Annotated in this window: 14 protein-coding genes; 6 read left to right on the top strand and 8 right to left on the bottom strand. The window is 61.9% G+C overall.

The genetic code is table 11. The annotated features are described in order from the left end of the window. Window positions 1-59: 59 nt before the first annotated feature. Window positions 60-743 carry a transglutaminase-like cysteine peptidase gene (locus tag VNT00_RS05590; RefSeq protein ID WP_325585325.1) on the top strand — a complete coding sequence of 228 codons (684 nt, stop codon included), beginning with the start codon at window positions 60-62 and terminating at the stop codon, window positions 741-743. Window positions 744-830: 87 nt separating this feature from the next. Continuing rightward, window positions 831-2,057: a LapD/MoxY N-terminal periplasmic domain-containing protein gene (locus tag VNT00_RS05595; protein WP_325585327.1), complete on the top strand. Its 1,227-nt coding sequence runs from the start codon at window positions 831-833 to the stop codon at window positions 2,055-2,057. Window positions 2,058-2,085: 28 nt separating this feature from the next. Here the strand turns inward: VNT00_RS05595 and VNT00_RS05600 are convergent, their stop codons facing one another. The 6 genes from VNT00_RS05600 to VNT00_RS05625 form a co-directional block, all read right to left on the bottom strand. Then, window positions 2,086-2,706: a helix-turn-helix transcriptional regulator gene (locus tag VNT00_RS05600; protein WP_325585329.1), complete on the bottom strand. Its 621-nt coding sequence runs from the start codon at window positions 2,704-2,706 to the stop codon at window positions 2,086-2,088. Between the two features lie 18 nt (window positions 2,707-2,724). After that, the gene (locus VNT00_RS05605; RefSeq protein ID WP_325585331.1) at window positions 2,725-4,146 is read right to left on the bottom strand and encodes an HlyD family type I secretion periplasmic adaptor subunit; all 1,422 of its coding nucleotides are present in this window, start codon (window positions 4,144-4,146) and stop codon (window positions 2,725-2,727) included. Then, window positions 4,143-6,362: a type I secretion system permease/ATPase gene (locus VNT00_RS05610; protein WP_414650890.1), complete on the bottom strand. Its 2,220-nt coding sequence runs from the start codon at window positions 6,360-6,362 to the stop codon at window positions 4,143-4,145. The genes VNT00_RS05605 and VNT00_RS05610 overlap by 4 nt, the downstream gene beginning before the upstream one ends. After that, window positions 6,337-6,558, bottom strand: a complete 222-nt coding sequence (locus VNT00_RS05615) for a hypothetical protein (protein WP_325585335.1) — start codon at window positions 6,556-6,558, stop codon at window positions 6,337-6,339. Before VNT00_RS05615 ends, VNT00_RS05610 begins: the two co-directional genes overlap by 26 nt. An 11-nt stretch (window positions 6,559-6,569) precedes the next feature. After that, window positions 6,570-8,036, bottom strand: coding sequence for a TolC family outer membrane protein (locus tag VNT00_RS05620; RefSeq protein ID WP_414650893.1), 1,467 nt, complete (start codon window positions 8,034-8,036; stop codon window positions 6,570-6,572). A 551-nt stretch (window positions 8,037-8,587) separates the two neighbouring features. Further along, the gene (locus VNT00_RS05625) at window positions 8,588-11,521 is read right to left on the bottom strand and encodes a bifunctional diguanylate cyclase/phosphodiesterase (RefSeq protein ID WP_325585337.1); all 2,934 of its coding nucleotides are present in this window, start codon (window positions 11,519-11,521) and stop codon (window positions 8,588-8,590) included. A 444-nt stretch (window positions 11,522-11,965) separates the two neighbouring features. Here VNT00_RS05625 and VNT00_RS05630 point away from each other — a divergent pair, with 444 nt between their 5' ends. Continuing rightward, window positions 11,966-12,799, top strand: coding sequence for a mechanosensitive ion channel family protein (locus VNT00_RS05630; protein WP_325585339.1), 834 nt, complete (start codon window positions 11,966-11,968; stop codon window positions 12,797-12,799). Window positions 12,800-12,878: 79 nt separating this feature from the next. On the opposite strand, the gene VNT00_RS05635 is transcribed toward VNT00_RS05630, so the two are convergent. Next, a complete protein-coding gene (locus VNT00_RS05635) occupies window positions 12,879-13,676 on the bottom strand; it encodes an RNA methyltransferase (protein ID WP_325585341.1) in 798 nt (265 codons plus the stop codon). Between the two features lie 149 nt (window positions 13,677-13,825). Here VNT00_RS05635 and VNT00_RS05640 point away from each other — a divergent pair, with 149 nt between their 5' ends. From VNT00_RS05640 to VNT00_RS05650, 3 genes are all read left to right on the top strand, one after another. After that, the gene (locus VNT00_RS05640) at window positions 13,826-14,617 is read left to right on the top strand and encodes an inositol monophosphatase family protein (protein WP_325585343.1); all 792 of its coding nucleotides are present in this window, start codon (window positions 13,826-13,828) and stop codon (window positions 14,615-14,617) included. A 107-nt stretch (window positions 14,618-14,724) separates the two neighbouring features. After that, on the top strand, window positions 14,725-16,302 hold the full coding sequence (locus VNT00_RS05645) for a TerC family protein (RefSeq protein ID WP_325585345.1): 1,578 nt from the start codon (window positions 14,725-14,727) through the stop codon (window positions 16,300-16,302). 54 nt (window positions 16,303-16,356) lie between these two features. Next, a complete protein-coding gene (locus VNT00_RS05650) occupies window positions 16,357-17,220 on the top strand; it encodes an undecaprenyl-diphosphate phosphatase (protein WP_325585347.1) in 864 nt (287 codons plus the stop codon). Here the strand turns inward: VNT00_RS05650 and VNT00_RS05655 are convergent. Next, window positions 17,185-17,816, bottom strand: a 632-nt coding sequence (locus tag VNT00_RS05655; RefSeq protein WP_325585349.1) for a UDP-2,3-diacylglucosamine diphosphatase, incomplete at its 5' end; no start/stop codon positions are given. The two genes, VNT00_RS05650 and VNT00_RS05655, sit on opposite strands and share 36 nt — an antisense overlap.

Genomic DNA, 17,816 nt, shown 5'->3' on the forward strand with positions numbered 1-17,816 from the left:
AGCCGGTGAAACTGGGTACTATGATGTAACAGAAAAACCGGAGCGATAAGAGCGCCAGCATGCGTGTTCCCATGGCAAGACGTTTTTTTCCGCGGTGCTTGCGCATCGCGCTGCTGGCCGTTCTTATCGCCGCTTCGGGAGGGGCAGCGGTGGCGCGCGCGGAAGGGGTGGCGGTTGCGGTCGTTCTCGAAAACGCGCGTGTTCTTTTGGGACCCTCGGCGGCGACGGCGTCATCCAGATGGCTGTCCTTGCTGGAAAAAATGCGGTCGGCGCCGGAGCTGGAGCAGCTTCGGGCTGTCAACAATTTCTGGAATTCCCATTTGAAGCCGGCCGACGACATGGCGGTGTGGGGGGTGGACGATTATTGGGCCACGCCGCTGGAAAGCCTTGGCAAGGGAGCGGGGGATTGCGAAGACTACGTGATCGGAAAATATTTTTCGTTGGTCTTCATGGGCATGCCGCCTGAAAAGCTGCGGTTTATCTACGTGAAGGCCCGGCTTGGCACGGAAAGCATTGCGCATATGGTCCTGGGCTATTACGCCACTCCCGGTTCGGAGCCTCTGGTGCTGGACAGCCTTGAGTCACGCATCGTTTCGGCCAGCCGTCGCCATGACCTGACTCCCGTATTCAGTTTCAATATCCGAGGCATATATGTGCCGGGAGCCAGGCCGGCGTCGGTTGACCGTATTGGCCGCTGGAAGTCGCTATTGGCGCGCATGCGCAGCGAGGGGTTTCAGCCATGATGTGCGGGCGTCGAATCGGCTGGACAATATGTTTCTATGACAGATACGCGAAAAGGTTGAAAAATGTCTCTGCTTAAGCGGCTCTTGATGAGCGTGACCATTATCATGGTGTGCATTCTGGTGGGAACCATGGTGGTCAGCATGGGTGCGGCGCGGCAATACCTGAATGGACAACTGCAGTCGCAAGGCGACAACGCCGCATCGGCTTTGGCGTTGCTGCTGTCGCAGCCCGCCAACCAGGATCCGGCCACGCGCGAGACATTAATGACGGCCTTGTTCGACAGCGGCCAGTTCCGCAAGATTGCTCTCGAAAGCAAAGAGGGCGCCGTGCTGTTTGCCCGGACCCTGGCGCCATCCTCCGGCAAGCCTGTCCCTGAATGGTTTCGCCGCTTGCTGCCGGTTGCCCCAGTCACTGCGGTGCGTGACATCACCGACGGCTGGAAGCAGGTGGGAGAGTTGACGGTTGTCGTGGACGACGCTTCTGCCGCCGAGGCCTTGTGGCGGGGCAGTTCGCAATTGTTGGTCCTGGTCGTCCTGGCTGGAGTGGTGTGGGCGCTGTTTGTGGCGCTGCTTGTCAATTGGTTCGAAAGAGCGCTGTCCCGGGAGATCCGGCATCAACTGGAAGCGGTGGGCCACGATCTGGAGATCCAGAAGGAATCCAGCTCTTTGCGGGAGCTGGCCGATGTGTCCGCCGCTATCCAGGACACGGAAGCCAGGGTGCGGGCCACGAGCAAGGCGCTGAACGAGCGCATCGATTCGCTTGAAACCGAGGTGAATCGCGATCCGGTCACCAAGCTTCCGAACCGCAGGTATTTCATTGATGAGATACTGCGCGGAACCGAAAGCGCAGGTCCTCGGGCAGGGCGCTCGGCATATGTGCTGCTTATCCGGCAACGCGATCTGACGCGCATCAACCAGGCCATGACCCGGCCCAGGACCGATCAGTGGCTATATGGGGTTGGACAGAGCATCGTGCAGGCCACAGGCAGCGGGGCCGAGGCGGCTTGCCTGGTCGCTCGCTTGAATGGTTCGGATTTTGCCTTGTTCATTCAGAAGGCGGGGCGCGACGAGGCGCTGCGGCTGGCCAATGCCGTGCGCGCGGAACTTTCAAGGCAGCGCGTCGAGTGGGAAGATGGCGGCCATAGCCGCTGGGCCTATGCTCTGGCATCCTGGGCTCCCGGACACGATCTACCCGGCCTGTTGTTGACGCTGGATCTGAGCCTGATGCGTCTGGGGAGCCCGCAGAGCGATGAAATCCATGTGATCGGACCTGCGGGAGATGGCGAGCAGGACGGTTTGCCGCCGGAGGTGTAGCGTCGGGCCCGCTTGGTGTCGTCCGGATCTACTGTATGCCGTGGACTTTCAGGGCCAGTAGCAGCCGGTCGTTGATGCCCAGCTTTTCGAACACCGCCGACATATGCGCGCGCACGGTGCGCTCGCTGATGCCCAGGTCCTCGCCGATGGCCTGGTTTGAAATGCCCGAGGCGGCACGCCGGGCGACTTCGATTTCCCGAGGGGTCAGGTTGTCCGTCCATGCGCTTTCGCCGGGCAGGCGCTGGTTGATGTTGTGCAGAATTTGCGCGACGAGGCTGCGGCCGGCCCAGATGCTGCCGGCCTGTACGGTACTCAATGCCCGGCTCAGCACTTCCGGGGGGCTGTAGGCGTGCAGGTAGCCGCCGGCTCCGGCGGCCAGTATTTGCGCAGCCTCGTTGTTGTTGGGATTGGTGCTGGCCACCAGCATCTGCATGTCCTGCGACAGAGTTTTCCAGGCCTGGTCGCCCCAGCTCGGCAGGCGCGGCAGGTTTCCATCGAGCAAGGCAAGGGAACGGCCTTGCTTGCGCCAGCGATCCAGATCCTGCAGCGCCTGGCCGCGGGCCGGGATCCAGCGGGAACCATGGAGCTGACGCCAGTGTTGCCACACCGCGTCGTCGTGGGTAATGCACAGAATCGGCTCGGGTTGCATAGTCAGGTGATGTCTTGCCTACCTTTCGGTAAATGCATTTTCCTTGGCGCGCAATATGGGTTTGAGTAGATACTGCATGATGGTGCGCTTGCCCGTAAGCATATGGACTTCGGCGATCATGCCCGGAATGATGGGGCGCTTGTCGTTGCCCACGTAGGCGCGATCGGTGCGAACCTTGACGATATAAAACGAATTTCCTTTTTCATCGGTGACGGTGTCGGCCCCGATTTGCTCGATATGGCCCTTCAGCCCGCCGTAGATCGAGAAGTCGTAGGCGGTGAACTTGACCTCGGCGGATTGGTCGGCGTGCAGGAAGCCGATGTCGCGCGGCTGAACCCGGACTTCCAGCAGCAGGGTGTCGTCGGTGGGAACGATGTCCAGGATTTCCTTGCCGGGCTGGACGACGCCGCCGACGGTGTTGGCCATGAGGGTTTTGATGGTGCCGCGTACCGGCGAGCGGACTTCGGTGAGCTTTACCCGGTCGGCCAGCGCCAGGCCGCCTTCATGCAGCGTGGCCAGCTTGGCGCGTGTGTCGGAGAGATCGTTGCGCGCCTGGTTGCGGAAATTGAGCTCGGTTTCGTCGAGCTTGCTTTGCGCTTCGAGTATGGCCGAGCCAATGCGCAGAAGCTGGGCCGCGCTGGCTTTTTCCTCGCCGCAATAGCGCGCCACGTCGCGTTGCAGGCGCAGCAGATCCACTTCCGAAACCGCGCCGCTTTGCAGCAGGGGCTTGGTAACCTGCAGCTCGCGCGAGGTCAGGCTGCAGCTTGCCTTGGCCTGATCGTGGTTGGCCTGGGTTTCGCGCTGTTCTTCCTGGCGCTGATGCAATTGCTGGCGGGCGACGTCGAGTGAGGCGTTCAGCTCTTGCGTGCGCGACTCCCAGACGTGTTTTTCCATTTCGACGACCTTGGGCGACTCCTTCATGACCGCTTCGGGAGATTCGAAGGGCTGGCCGGTGGCCAGGGCCTGCAGCCTGGCCGCCTTGGCGGTGAGGGCCAGCCACTCGGCATGGTTTTCGCCCAGCGAGGACGAGTAGCGGGTCGAGTCGATGCGCAGCAAGAGCTGGCCGGGCTCGACGTTTTGCCCTGGACGCACCAGTATGTCCTTGACGATGCCGCCGTCCAGGCTTTGCACCACCTGAACCTGGCGCGAGGGGACGACCTTGCCTTCGCCGCGCACGACTTCGTCGACTTCGCCAAACGACGCCCAGGTCAGCAGCGCGACGATCACCAGCAGCGACACCCAAAGCAGTGCGCGGGAACCGCGCGCCTGCTGCTGGTCCACCGCCCATTCGGCGTCGGCGGTAAGGTCGCGGGGTGAGTACTGTTCGCTGGCGTCGCGCCCGCCGATGAGCAGGTCGAACAGGCGGGCGATGGCATTGCGGGGGATGGCCCAGAATGGGCGCAGCAGGCGCAGGACAAAGTTGGGGCGGCGCGCGTTCATGCGTGATGCTCTCTGGCGCGGCTGACCCGGCCTTGCTTCAGGGCCTCGACAACCTGGGCTTTGGGGCCGTCGGCGACGATTTTGCCGTGATCGATGACGATAAGGCGGTCCACCAGCTCGAGCAGCGCCATCCTGTGCGTGACGATAAGCATGGTTTTGTCCGCGCAGGCGTTCTTGAGGCGTGTTTTCAGGGCGGCTTCGCTTTGATGGTCCATATTGCTGCTGGGCTCGTCGAGCAGCAATATGGACGGGTCGTTGATCAGCGCGCGCGCCACGGCAATGGACTGGCGCTGTCCTCCCGACAGCGAGTCGCCCCGCTCGCCGATGTTCATGTCGTAGCCCTCGGGGTGGGAGGCCGCGAATTCGTCCACGCCCGCCACCTGCGCCACGGCCAGCATGCTGGCGTCGTCGGCGAATGGCGCGCCCATGGTCAGGTTGTGCTTCAGGCTGCCGTAGAACAGTACGGGATCCTGGGGAACGTGGCCGACGTTGCGGCGCAGGTCGGCGGGGTCGATCTGCGCGATGTCGATGCCGTCTATCAGCACGGTGCCCTGCGTGGGCGCGTACAAGCCGAGCACCAGCTTTTCCAGGGTGGTCTTGCCCGAGCCGATGCGGCCTATGATGCCGACTTTTTCTCCCGGACCGATTTTCAGGTTGACTTGTTGCAGGGCGGCTTCGCGGCTTGCCGGGTAGCCGAAGCTTACATTGCGGAACTCGATGCCGCCCTGCAAGACGGGGCGGGGCACATAGACTTTGGCACTCGGATGCTCGACGGGCATTTTCATGTATTCGTCGATGGATTCGAGCGATACGCGGGCATTGTGGTATTGCATCATCAGGCCGGCCACCTGCCCCAGCGGCGCAATGCAGCGGCCCGAAATCATGGAGGCGGCGATGATGCCGCCCAGCGACAGGGCGGCATCGTGCAGTAGATAGACGCCCGTGACGACGACGGCGATGGTGACCAGTTGCTGGGCGGTTTGCACGAAGCCCACGGTCGCCGCGGAAATCAGCTTTATGTGGGCCCCCAGGTGCGCCAGGAACTTGGTGGATTGCTCCCAGTTGCGCTGTACGGCGCTTTGGGCGTTGAGTGTCTTGAGCGTTTCCAGGGTGCCCAGCGACTCGACGAGTATGGCGTTGCGCTGCGAGCTGGCCTGAAAGGTTTCCTTGACCAGTTTTTCCATGCGCAACTGCGCGGCCAGGGAAACCAGCAGGACGATCACGATGGCGGCTAGAGGCGGAATCAACAGCCAGGGAGATATCCAGGCCAGGGCGGCCAGGAACAGCAGGATGAACGGCAAATCGACCAGGGTGGTAAGGCTGGCCGAGGCGATGAAATCCCGAACGGATTCGAACGACCGGACATTGGCCGCGAACGATCCCACCGAGACCGGGCGGCTCTCCATCCGCAGGTCGAGTATCCGTTCCATGATGCGCGCCGAGAGCGTTACGTCGATGCGCTTGCTGGCGGTGTCGACGACGTGGGCGCGTATGGTGGTCAGCACGAAATTGAACAGCACAGCCAAGGCTATGCCCACGGTCAGCACCCATAGGGTTTCGACGGCATTGTTCGGGACGACGCGGTCGTACACGTTCATGGTGAACAGCGGCATGACCAGCGCGAAAATATTGATCAGCAGGGCCGCGATGATGGCGTCGCGATACAGCCTTCGGTTGTCGAAGATGGCGGCCCAGAACCAGTGGCTGCTGGTCGGCTGGGCGACTTTGGGCGCGCGCGCATCGAAATGGAAAAGCGGATGGACGAAGCAGACGATGCCCGTGTATTGCGCATTCAGGCTTTCGGCGGGCACTTCGATGGGAGAGCCGGTTTCGGGATATTGCACCAGGTAGGCATTGCCGCGCAGCTCCAGCAGCACGCAGGCGCGGCCGTTTTTCAGCAGCAGTATGGCCGGCAGTATATTGGCCGGCAGCGCCGGCAGCGCGCGGCGCACCATGCGTGTCGAACACTGCGCGCGGGCAGCCGCGCGAGCCAGAAGCGAAGGGGTAAGCCGGTTGTCGACCAGGGGCAGTCCGGCGGACAGCGCCTGGGGCGTGTGAGGGTTGCCGTGCAGCCGGGTAATATCCACCAGGCAGCCCAGAAGCGGGTCGTCATGGACAGTATGGGGCGGAACCCGCCAGTCCGAATCGTTGGCCGGTAAAGCTTGCGGCTCCAGTTCGGGCGGCTTGGCTTCAGATAAGGGTTTCATCATTGTCATCAAGCAGGTCCAGCGAATTGCGCAGCCGCTGGCGGATACTTTTTCGTTTGTTCAGTTTGTCGAGCGCCTCGGGCGGCAGGTCGGTCAAGCGCAGAGTACCGTTGGCGATCAGGGCGTCGATCAAGTCTTCCAGAACCCGGATGAAGTCTACGTCGAGCTCGGAAAGTACGTGTTTGTCGGAGGGGCGTTCGTCCATGCGGTCTCCGTTCAGGGTTTGGCTGCGGATTGCTTCGGCCCGTCGTGGACCGGGCCGCGCGGCGCGCTGGACAGCGGGCTGAGCGTCGGCGGCAGCATTCCGTCGTGGTAGGTAATGGACAGTGGCTCCATGTTTCGCGTGTCCGGTGTTGGCGTCGTGCATGCTTGCAGGCTTTCCTTGGGGAAAATCAATTGCGCGTTTTCGGGTATGGCCTGATCGCCATTGCTCAGGCCCAGGACTGGCAGGATCTGGTGTGACAGGGCAAGCCAGCGGTATTCCAGCTGCTTCAGATCGTATTTGCCGTTGAGCAGGGCCCGGCGCGCGTCGAAGAGCTCGTTGGCGACATCCAGCAGGTCGAGCAAGGTGCGCTGGCCGATCTTGAATTGCTGTTCGGCTGCCACGCCGACCCGTTTCATGGCCTGTTCGTGCATGCGCAAATAAGGTATTTGCTGGCGCAGGCGCTGGATATTGTTCCAGGTGGTGGAAAGTTCCTGCTGGGCGTTGCGGCAGGTGTAGTCGCGCACGTCCCGGGCCGCATACCATTGCGCCGACGCCTGGCGCAGACGGGCCGAGTCGGCGCCGCCCCGGTACAGGTTGTAGGACAGGACCACCTGGACGTTGGTGCTGTGGACGTCGCGATACGAGTCGTCCGGCAACTGCCGGTCGGATCCCGTGGACGCTTGCAGTTCGATGGTGGGTGCGAATCGCCCGGTGGCGGCCGACTTGCCGGCCTGGGCCGCCTGCACCAGCGCCTGCTTGGACAGCACGCTGGGATTGTTCAGCAGTGACTGTTGAAAATTGGCGGGCGCCTTGGGCAGCTTGGCGGTGACTTCCTCGGGTTCGACCAGGTTGTCGGCGGGCGGTTCGCCGACGATGCGCCGGTAGTGCTGGATGACATCGTTGAGGTTGCCGGCCTCGGTCATGAAATTGGACTGGGCCAGCGCAAGGCGGCCTTTTGCCTGATCGAGGTCGACGCCGCGGCCGACGCCCGACTCCTGCCGTTCCTGCAGCAGCTTGAGGGTTTTCTCGTGCACCGCGAAATTGTCTTTTGTCAGCTGGATCATTGCCCTGTAGCGCTCTACATCGAGATAGGCGTTGATGGCATCGGTGACGACGCTGTCCGTCGTGGCCAGCAATTCGTAGTAGTTGGAGAGTTTTTCGAATCCCAGCTGTTTGATGTTGTTGCGGGTGGTGTTGCCGTCGAACAGAAGCTGCTTGAGCTGCAGTGTGTAGGAGGGCCGGTTCCAGTTGTAGGACGGCGAATCCGGAATGTGCGTGCGCCATTCGTGCCCGACCTGGCCCTGGACGTCGATTTGGGGGAGCAGCCCGCCCTTGGCCATGTCCTGGCCGGCCAGGGACGCTTCCAGGCTTTGAAAACGGGCCCGGATTTCGGGGTTGGCGAGTACGGTACGTTCGACAGCCTGTTGCAGGGTGTTGATGGGCTGCGCGCCGGCGGACTGTGAAAAATACAGCGCCATGGCGGAAACGGCGCCGGCCTGCGCAATCTGTCGAATCAACGGCACGAAAATTCCTTCTTTTGAAAAAGCAATGGCGATCGGGGCAGGCAGCCAGTTCCCGGTTCCGCATGGACGCCAGACGGACGCAGCGCAGCGCCTTGCCGGGCCCGCAAGGCGAGGGCAGCATGAGTGCGCCGATAGAGCTGGCTAAGCTTATGGGAATAGCGTTGCCGCCAGCGGCGGACGCTGCTCGATAATAGTGGGGATTCCATGCGGCTACGCTCGCCGTATGGCACGGCGGAGCTACAGGCTTCTGGCCTGTATTCTTGAAGCATAACCGTGCGTCTTGATGCTGCCTGGTACAAAAAGCGCGCTAGGATCCATATGGATCGCATAGTTGTATTTGTAACTACTTGCGAACAGACCTTGGCCTTTGTAATGGGGGATTCTAACGTATACCAATCGCCAGCGCCATCCTTGCTGTTGAAAAAGCAAATTTGTCGCAATTTTGCGACGTCGTCCGGCCATATGGCAGCATCCTCGCTGCAGAGTTGTATTGCCATGCCGTTCTTTTATTCGGCCGGGGTGTCGACGGGCCCCAGGCTGGGGGCTCCCCAGGCGGGGTGCTCCCGCAGCCAGGCCAGGGCTTCGTCGGCGGCCAGGGGCGGGCTGATGTAATAGCCTTGTGCGTAGTCGCAGTTCAAGTACCGAAGCAAGCGCAGGCTGGCGTCGTTTTCCACGCCTTCGGCGGTGACGCTCAGGCGAAGATTGTGGGCCAGGCCGATGATCGAGCTGATGATGGAGTGGCCTTCGGTCTTTGGGGAGGCCGCGATGACGAAAGAGCGGTCTATTTTCAGGCTGTCGACCGGCAGCTTCTGCAGATAGGCCAGCGAAGAATAACCCGTGCCGAAATCATCGATGGAGATCTGTATGCCGATGTCGTGCAGGCGTTTCAATACATTGAGGCTGCGGTCGGGGTCCGCAATGATGGAGCTTTCGGTGATTTCGAGCTCGAGGTATTCGGCATCCAGGCCGCTGCGGGCAAGAATGTCGCCGATTTTTTCGGGTAGCTGGAGATCGAGCAGGTTGCGGGCGGAAACATTGGCCGCCATGATCAATGGGTATCCCTTGTCGTGCCAGGCCTTGCATTGTTTGACGGCATTTTCGATGACCCAGAGAGTAACCGGATGGATGAGGTCGCTGAGCTCGAGCGTAGGGATGAAGTCGATGGGGCACATGATGCCGCGTACCGGGTTCTGCCAGCGCAGCAGCGCTTCGAATCCGGCGATCTGGTTGCTGGTGAGATCGAGCTTGGGCTGGTAGTGCAGAATGAATTCGTCGCTGGCCAGGGCTTTGCGCAGGTGCGACAGCATCAATAGGCGCTGCGGCTCGGTGTCTTCCACCGAAGGATCGTGCAGCACATAGCCGCTGCCTTCCAGCTTGGCCTGGCGCATGGCTCTGTCGGCCTGCAGCATGAGCGCATTGGCGTCGAGCCCGGCTTCCGGGTAGCGGGCGGCGCCCGCGCTGGCGCTGATCTGCACCTGTATGCCGTCGAGGAGATACGGCTGCTTGACGAGGGCCAGCGTGTTTTCGATGATTTCCTGGATGCTGGCGGTTTTGTCCCGGTTGCGGATGAGGAAGGTGAACTCGTTTCCGCCTGAACGGGCGATGTCGGCCTCGAAGTAGGTGATGGAGCGCAGGCGCTCGCTGACTTGCCGGAGCAGGTTGTCGCCCAGAAGATGGCCCAGCGTGTCGTTGATTTCCTTGAAGCCGTCCAGGTCCATGACAAGCACCGTGACTTGTCCGCCGGCGCTGGCGGCCTCTTTGATGGCCTGGGCAATGTGGTCTGCCAGAACGGTGCGGTTGTACAGCCCGGTAAGGATGTCGTGGCGGGATTGATAGCGCAGGATGTGGCGTTGGCGCCGGTGCTCGATGGCCACCGCGGCCAGTTCGGCGACCATCTGGCCGGCCTGCAGGTCTTCGAGGCTGGGCCGGCGGGGTGTCTTGCTGTACATGGCGACGGAACCCAGGACCCGCTCTTCGGGAGACAGTATGGGATGCGACCAGCACGCCCTGAGGTCGTAGGCCAGCGCCACGTTTTTGTAATCGGCCCAGTAAGGCGAAAGATTGATGTCGTGCGCGATGATGACGCGCTTTTCGTGCATGGCGGTGCCGCAGGAGCCGGTATTGGGGCCTATTGCCAAGCCGACGATCTGCTCGCCGAACGACGCGGGAAGGCTGGGAGCGATGCACGATTCGACGTGCTGGCCGTCGGCGGCAAGCAGGATGATGCTTGCGATGACGCCTTCGTTCTGTTCTTCGGTGAACCGGGCGAGTTCGGCCAGCGTGTCGTCCAGGTTGGTGTTTTGCGCCACCATGCGCAAAATGCGGTTCTGGCCTTGCTGGCGCTGCATGGACATGGCCCACAGGCGCTCCTGCTTGCCTAGTTCGCGCGCCATGGCGTCGAAGCGACGGCCGATTTCCTGGAATTCGATGCCGGTGAGCATGTTGCCGATGCGGGTGTTGAACTTGCGCTGGCCGTAGCGCCGGGCGGCGGCGGTGAGGTAGCGCACGTTGCGTCCGACCAGGGCCTGTATGCCGCCCCATCCTATCAGCAGGGCAAGTGCCGTGAGCGTGAGAATGATGGCTGCGCCCGCCCAGAAGTTTTTATTGGTCTGGTATAGCAGCGAGGCGATGGGTTCCTGGTAGATGAGGGTCAGGGCGCTGGGGTCGTTGCCCACGCCTGCGTGCGCGTAGCTGACCAGCCATTGGCTTTTGTCGGAGCGTTCGATGATATCGGCGCTTTGGGCCGATTCCCGGGTCAGGGCCAGAAGGTCCGGTTCGGGAAACGGCTTGCCGACGATATAGGGGCTGGCGGGGATGGTGTTCAACACCGTGCCGTCTCTATCCAGCACGGTAAGGCGGGCGTCGGCGGCAAGCTGCCCCTTATGGCGGTTTCTGGCGATGGAGTTCAGGTCCAGCGCGGCGTAGAGCACGCCGGTTGTTTTGCCACGCGCGTTGACCAGCGGCATGGCGACCATGATCATGGGTTCTTTGGACAGCCGGCCGATCTGGTATTCGCCGACCACGATGCCGCGCGTGGCCAATGCGCGCTGGAAATAGCCGCGATCCGCGAAGTTGGTGCCCAGCACTGTCTGGCTGCGCGTGCCTTCGCACAATGCATCGCCGTTCAGGGAAATGACGCCCAGGTTGACGTAGGTGGTCTGGTTTTGCAGCAGCGAAGCCAGGTATTTGCTGCATAGCTGCCAGTCGCCGGACTGGATGATGGGCACGGCGGCCATGGAGCGCAACAGCGTGTGCGTGCTGTTGAAGAGTTCGCTTTCGTCGTGGGCGGCCAGGTTGATGAGGCTCTGGCTGGTTTTTTGCGTGTAGCCGACCAGATAGTTGTGTTGCTGGTACACATAGAAGCACAGCCCCAGGACGATCGGCACGACGGCGGCGCACATCACAATGAACATCCGTGTGTAGATGCTTTCTAGATGCATGAGTCGCAACCGCATCGACCGCTCCCTTGTTGTGCTGACAGCCATGACGTCTTGTGGCGCGTGCTTGCTTGGCTGTTAACGACGGTAATTATTGAAACTTTAACGACTCTGGCTGAGGCCATTGCTTGGCGCATGTGGGTACATATGTGCTAAGACTTTGTTATTGAAGCAATATTTTTGATAGTTAAAGACTTGTCCTTGCGATTGTCCACAGTTTTGGTGGATAAGTCATCTGTCTCCTGGGTGTTTTTTGTACGTTGTTTTCAATGTTTTGATTATTAAGGGCTATTTGCACTACCAGCCTGGTTGTTAGCGGGGTTGTCCACATGCGGCGTGGATAACCTGATGGAGGCTGCCCGTTTGCCGCGTGTAACATCCTCGCAAATACTTTGCTTGAATTATGATGGCACAACGAATCCAGAGCAATCCTTGGAGAGGGGCAATATGGAAGAATTTTTGAACCGGCTCAAGTTGGCGGCGCCCATTTTGGATTTCATCGGCATGAACCTGCTCATGACGCTGGGCATGCTGGTGGTGGGCTGGTGGCTGTCGTCGCTGGCCGGCCGAACGGTGCGCAAGCTGGCGCAGCGTTCCTCGAGAATCGACATAACCATTGTGCCCATGGCCTATTCGGTCACGGTCTGGTCGATCCGCATCCTCGTTCTCGTTGCCGTCCTGGCCCGTTTGGGCGTGCAGACTGCCAGCATCATCGCTGTGCTGGGTGCAGCCGGGCTGGCCATCGGCTTGGCGCTGCAGGGAACCTTGCAGAACATTGCCTCGGGCATCATGCTGCTCGCGCTGCGGCCGCTCCGGGCCGGCGAGTCGGTGTCCGTGGTGGGCAAGGCCGACGGCAGCGTGGAAGAGGTGGGCCTGTTCCTGACGCTCTTCAAGCAATCGGACGGTACCTACATAACCCTGCCGAACAGTCTCATCTGGGGCAATCCCATCATCAATTACAGCCGCAATGCAACGCGCCGCCTGGACATCGAGGTGGGTGTCCGATACGGGGACGACCTGGACCTGGCCCTGTCCGAGCTGGCCCGGCTGGTCGAGGGGCATAAGTGGATACTGCAAGATCCCAAGCCCCAGGTCATGGTCACCGAGTACCGGGACAGCAAGGTGGTCGTCACCATCCGGGTCTGGGCCCTGGCGAACGATTACTGGAACCTGCGCTTCGACCTGTACCGCTCGGCGGCGATGGTGCTGCAGAACGCGGGTTTGCGCTTGCCCATTCCCGTGCACGAGGTTGCGGCGCCCGCCTCCGGCAAAGCGGCCTGAAGCGCTCGGCCGGCGGCGGGGTGCCAGGCATGCCGCCGCTTTCCGGTATCGCATACTTCGGGGCGATGCCCGAAGGCCGTCAGTGATTGGCGGCCTTGATCATGGCGGTGCACACGCCACGCAGCATGTCCACTTCGTCCTGGCTCAGTTCGCTGCGTGAAAACAGGTGCTGCATGCGCGGCATCAATTTTTTGGGATGCTTTGGATCCAGGAACTGCAGGGCGACGAGGGCTTGTTCCCAATGGGCCAGCAAGGCCTGGACTTTCTCGTTGGGAGCGGGCTCGCTGCCCGCGGGACGGGACGCTTTGTCGGTGGACGGCAGCAAGGGCAGGCTGGCCCCGACGGCCAGGGCGTAGCGCAGTTCCCAGGCGGCCAGTTGCAAGGCCTGGGCCACGTTCAGCGAGCTGTATTCAGGATTGGCCGGAATATGGCAAATGCGCTGGCAGCGGGCGATGTCTTCGTTGGTGAGGCCGGATCGCTCCGTACCCAGCACGATGGCTATTTTTCCATGTTCGTGGTCGCGCAGATGCGCCTGGCTGGCCGTCGCGGCTTCGCGGATGTCGCAGGGCGGCGGGCCGAGATCGCGCGCGCGGGCCGTCAGGGCAAAGGCCAGTGTGACCGGCGCCAGGGCTTCTTCCAGCGTGCCGGCGATGCCGGCGTCGGTCAGGACGTCGGTGGCGCCGCTGGCCAGCGCCTGGGCTTCGGCAAGTTGGCATATATCGGGATAGCGCGGAGCCACCAGGTGCAGGTCGTGGAACCCCATCGTTTTTATGGCGCGCGCCGCCGCGCCGACGTTTCCGGGATGGCTGGGGTGCACCATGACGAAGCGCACCCGGGAGAAAATGGAGGCGGTTTTCGAGGGAGAAGCCGTGGTCATTTAGAGAATGCGCTCATGTCATTTAAAATAGCAAGTTTACGTGCAAGTAGTTTGCGCCGCAGAGAGTACGCGGCCCGGCGCCGCAGCCCGGGCATCGTTGTCTTTTTGCGAGCCATATACCGGCACTTTCTCGTTTTATACGGAATTTTATGCACCCCATGCTCAACACCGCCATCAAGGCGGCACGCCGTGCCGGCACGATCATCAACCGGGCCAGCATCGATCTGGAACGCGTGCAGGTGGCACGCAAGGGCCCCAAGGATTACGTCACCGAGGTCGATCGGGCTGTCGAAGAGGCTGTCATCGATATTTTACGTACGGCGTATCCCGACCATGGCTTCCTGGGCGAAGAATCCGGCGAGCATCCGGCTCCGGGCCAGGCAGCGGGCGGCCAGGCCGAATATCAGTGGATCATCGATCCGCTGGACGGCACGACCAATTTCATCCACGGCTTCCCCATCTATGCGGTTTCCATTGCGCTGGCGCATCGCGGCCAAATCACGCAAGCCGTCATCTACGATCCGTCCCGCAATGAAATGTTCACCGCCAGCCGCGGGGGCGGCGCTTTCCTCAATGACCGGCGCATCCGCGTTTCGGGCCAGATTCGTTTTCACGATGCCCTGATCGGCGCCCATGTGCCCGGCTCCGCCGGCGGCACGGCCGCGCCTTCGAAATTCGCCGGCATGCTGTCCGAGTGCGCCAGCGTGCGGCGCATCGGTTCCACGGTGCTGGATCTTGCCTATGTGGCTTGCGGCCGGGTGGACGGTTTCTGCGGCATGCATCTGAAGCCATGGGATATGGCCGCGGGCAGTCTGCTGGTGCTGGAGGCGGGCGGCCTGGTATCCGACCTCGAAGGCGAGCAAACCTGGATGAAGTCCGGCAGCGTCATTGCCGCCACTCCCAAGGTGTTTGCGCAAATGCTGGGCCATCTGCAGTCCTGATCCGTGCGCCGCAAGCGTGTGCGGGGCGGAGCTTGCTGCATGGCACGCCAAAGCGCGATCGGGCGTTCTTGATTACTATTTACGTTTGCTTTTAACGGAGCCTCCTGATGGAGTGGTTGCTTGACCCATCCGCATGGGTCGGTTTGCTCACACTGGTCATTCTCGAGATTGTCCTTGGCATCGACAATCTTATCTTCGTCGCGATCCTGGTCGACAAGCTGCCGCCCAAATTGCGCGACCGGGCCCGGATACTCGGGTTGTCGCTGGCGCTGATCATGCGCTTGCTGCTGCTGACGATCATGTCGTGGCTCATAAAGTTGACCGAGCCGGTGGCATTTCTGGGGCCGTTCAGCTTCTCCGCCCGGGACATCATTCTGATCGTCGGGGGGTTCTTCCTGCTCCTCAAGGGAACGGTCGAGCTGCACGACCGCATCGAAGGCCGGGTTCAGCATGCGTCGGGCGAGCGCCTGCATGCCAGCTTCGGCGTCATCGTGACGCAAATCGTCATCCTGGACGCCATTTTCTCGATCGACGCGGTCATTACCTCGGTCGGCATGGTGGATCATCTTTCCATCATGATGATCGCGGTCGTGGTGGCCATGGCCGTCATGCTGTTTGCTTCCAAGCCGTTGACCCGCTTCGTGAACGCGCACCCCACCGTGGTGGTGCTGTGCCTGTGCTTCTTGCTGACGATCGGCTTTTCACTGGTGGCGGAAGGCTTCGATTTTGCAGTGCCCAAGGGATATTTGTATGCGGCCATCGGTTTTTCGGTGCTTATCGAAGCCTTGAACCAGATGGCCCGCCGCAATCTGCGCCGGGCGGAAGCGCGGCGGCCGCTGCGCGAGCGCACAGCCGAAGGGATCATGCGCATGCTTGGCAAGCGCCCCATGGTCGGCCCCGAGCGCGAGGAGCAAATCGGCGGCGGCGAGCCGGTTCAGGTTTTTGGCGACGAAGAACGCAATATGGTCAGCGGGGTGCTGACCCTGGCCGACCGCAGCCTGAATTCCATCATGACTCCGCGCAACGACGTGTCCTGGGTCAACCTGGACGACGATCCCGAGGTTTTGCGCCAGCAGATCATCAAGACGCCGCACAGCTTCTTCCCCGTATGCCGCGGTTCACTGGACGAGGTCATCGGCATCGGGCGCGCCAAAGAGATGGTGGCCGACCTCATCACCCACGGCAGCATACGGCTGTCGCGGCTGCGCGACCCCGTCATCGTGCACGAATCCATGGGCATTCTGCGCGTCATGGAGACGCTCAAGCGCGCGCACGGGCAACTGGTGCTGGTGACCGACGAGTTCGGCGCCATCGAGGGCGTGGTCACGCCCATCGACGTCTTCGAGGCCATTGCCGGCGAATTTCCCGACGAGGACGAGGCCCCCGACATCATCGAGCAGGATGAAAACCACTGGCGGGTCGATGGCGCCGCCGATTTGCACCACCTGGAACAAGTATTGAACACCGAGGGCCTGGTCGACGACGACGAGGGCTATACGACACTGGCGGGCTATTTGCTGGAGCGCTTCGGGCACCTGCCCGACCCGGGCGACAGTTGCGAACTGAAACAGCCGCACGCGCTATACAGGTTTAAAGTATTGCGGCTCGACGGCCGGCGCATCGCGGCGGTGCAGATCGAGCGCATTCCAGCCTCGATGGGCGACTACGACGGCGAGGCGGCTTAGGGCCTGTTGACGGGGCCTGGGTTTTCCGACATTCCAACTTGCGTGTGAGCATTCATGACTGACAGCATCGTGTTTTTCATCAAGGCCCTGTTTCTGGGGCTGGTCGAGGGCGTTACCGAATTCCTGCCCATATCCAGCACGGCTCATCTGCTGCTGGTGGGCGACTGGATAGGCTTCGACTCTGGAGGCTCCAAGGTCTTCGAGGTCGTCATCCAGTTCGGGTCGATACTGGCCGTCATGTGGGTATTCCGGGCCAGGCTTTGGCAACTGGTGCACGGCACGCTCACGGGGGTGCGCAGCGAGGCGCTGCTCACACGCAACCTGATCATCGCCTTCCTGCCGGCGGCGGTCATCGGCGCCCTGACCATCAAGTACATCAAGGCCCTGTTCAATCACCCCGGCGTCTTCGTGGTGACGCTTGTCGTCGGCGGGATCATCATGCTTTGGGTAGAGCGCAAACCTCACTTCGCCAAGCACGCGCCGAACGACACGGCCGCATCCGAACACGTCTCGGCGCGCACGCTCGAGGAGATCACCTGGAAACAGGCGCTGATCGTCGGTTTTGCGCAATGCCTGGCCATGGTGCCTGGAACGTCGCGCTCCGGGTCGACGATCATAAGCGGCATGCTGGCCGGCATTCAACGCAAGACAGCCACCGAGTTCTCGTTCTTCCTGGCCATGCCGACCATGCTGGCGGCAACGGTTTACGATCTGTATAAGAACGGCGGGGCGCTCAACGGCGAGGTATCCATTGCCATCGTCATCGGCTTCCTGGCGGCCTTTTTCTCGGCCTTGGTGGTGGTGCGCGCCTTGCTGGCTTTTCTGGCCCGCCATACCTACCGGCCATTCGCCTGGTATCGCATCGCCTTGGGCGTTGTGGTGCTATTGTGGCTGTGGCTGGGGGCTGGCGCCGCGTAGTTCCATCGTGCCGTGCCCGATGGCCAGCCATCCTCCGCGGGGGGGGATCGAGTGGTCGTAGTCCCAGTCGGGCAGCACATAGCGTGTGCAGGCGCGTCCGTCCACCAGCAGCTCATGCCGCGCGGGGCGGTGGGTGTGGCCGTGCACCATGAGGCCAAGGCCCGAACTCCGGAAGGCGCTTGCAATGGCCTGCGGGGCCACGTCCATGATGTCTTGCTGCTTATGCCGGTTGGCGGCCATGCTGCGTTGCCGCGCATACTGCGCTATGCGCAGGCGCCGCTTCAGGCTTAGCGACAGGAACAGGCGCTGTATCCAGGGCGTGCGGACAATGCGCCGGAAGCGCTGGTAGCTTGCGTCCGCCGTGCAGTATTCGTCGCCGTGGCTCAACAATATGTCGCCGGCGTCGGTGTGCAGGCGAACCGTATCGGGCAGAAGGTGGGCGCCCAGGCTTCGGGCCAGTTGCCCGCCGAGAAGAAAATCGCGGTTTCCGCGGCCCAGCCACAAGGGAATGAGGCTGGCGGTTTGCCGCAGTTTTTCGAGTGTTGCGGCAAGCCAGGGCGGAGCGGCTTCGAGGGCGGCGTCGTCTCCGACCCACG

The organism is Eoetvoesiella sp. (genome assembly GCF_035555955.1).
GTDB lineage: Bacteria > Pseudomonadota > Gammaproteobacteria > Burkholderiales > Burkholderiaceae_B > Eoetvoesia.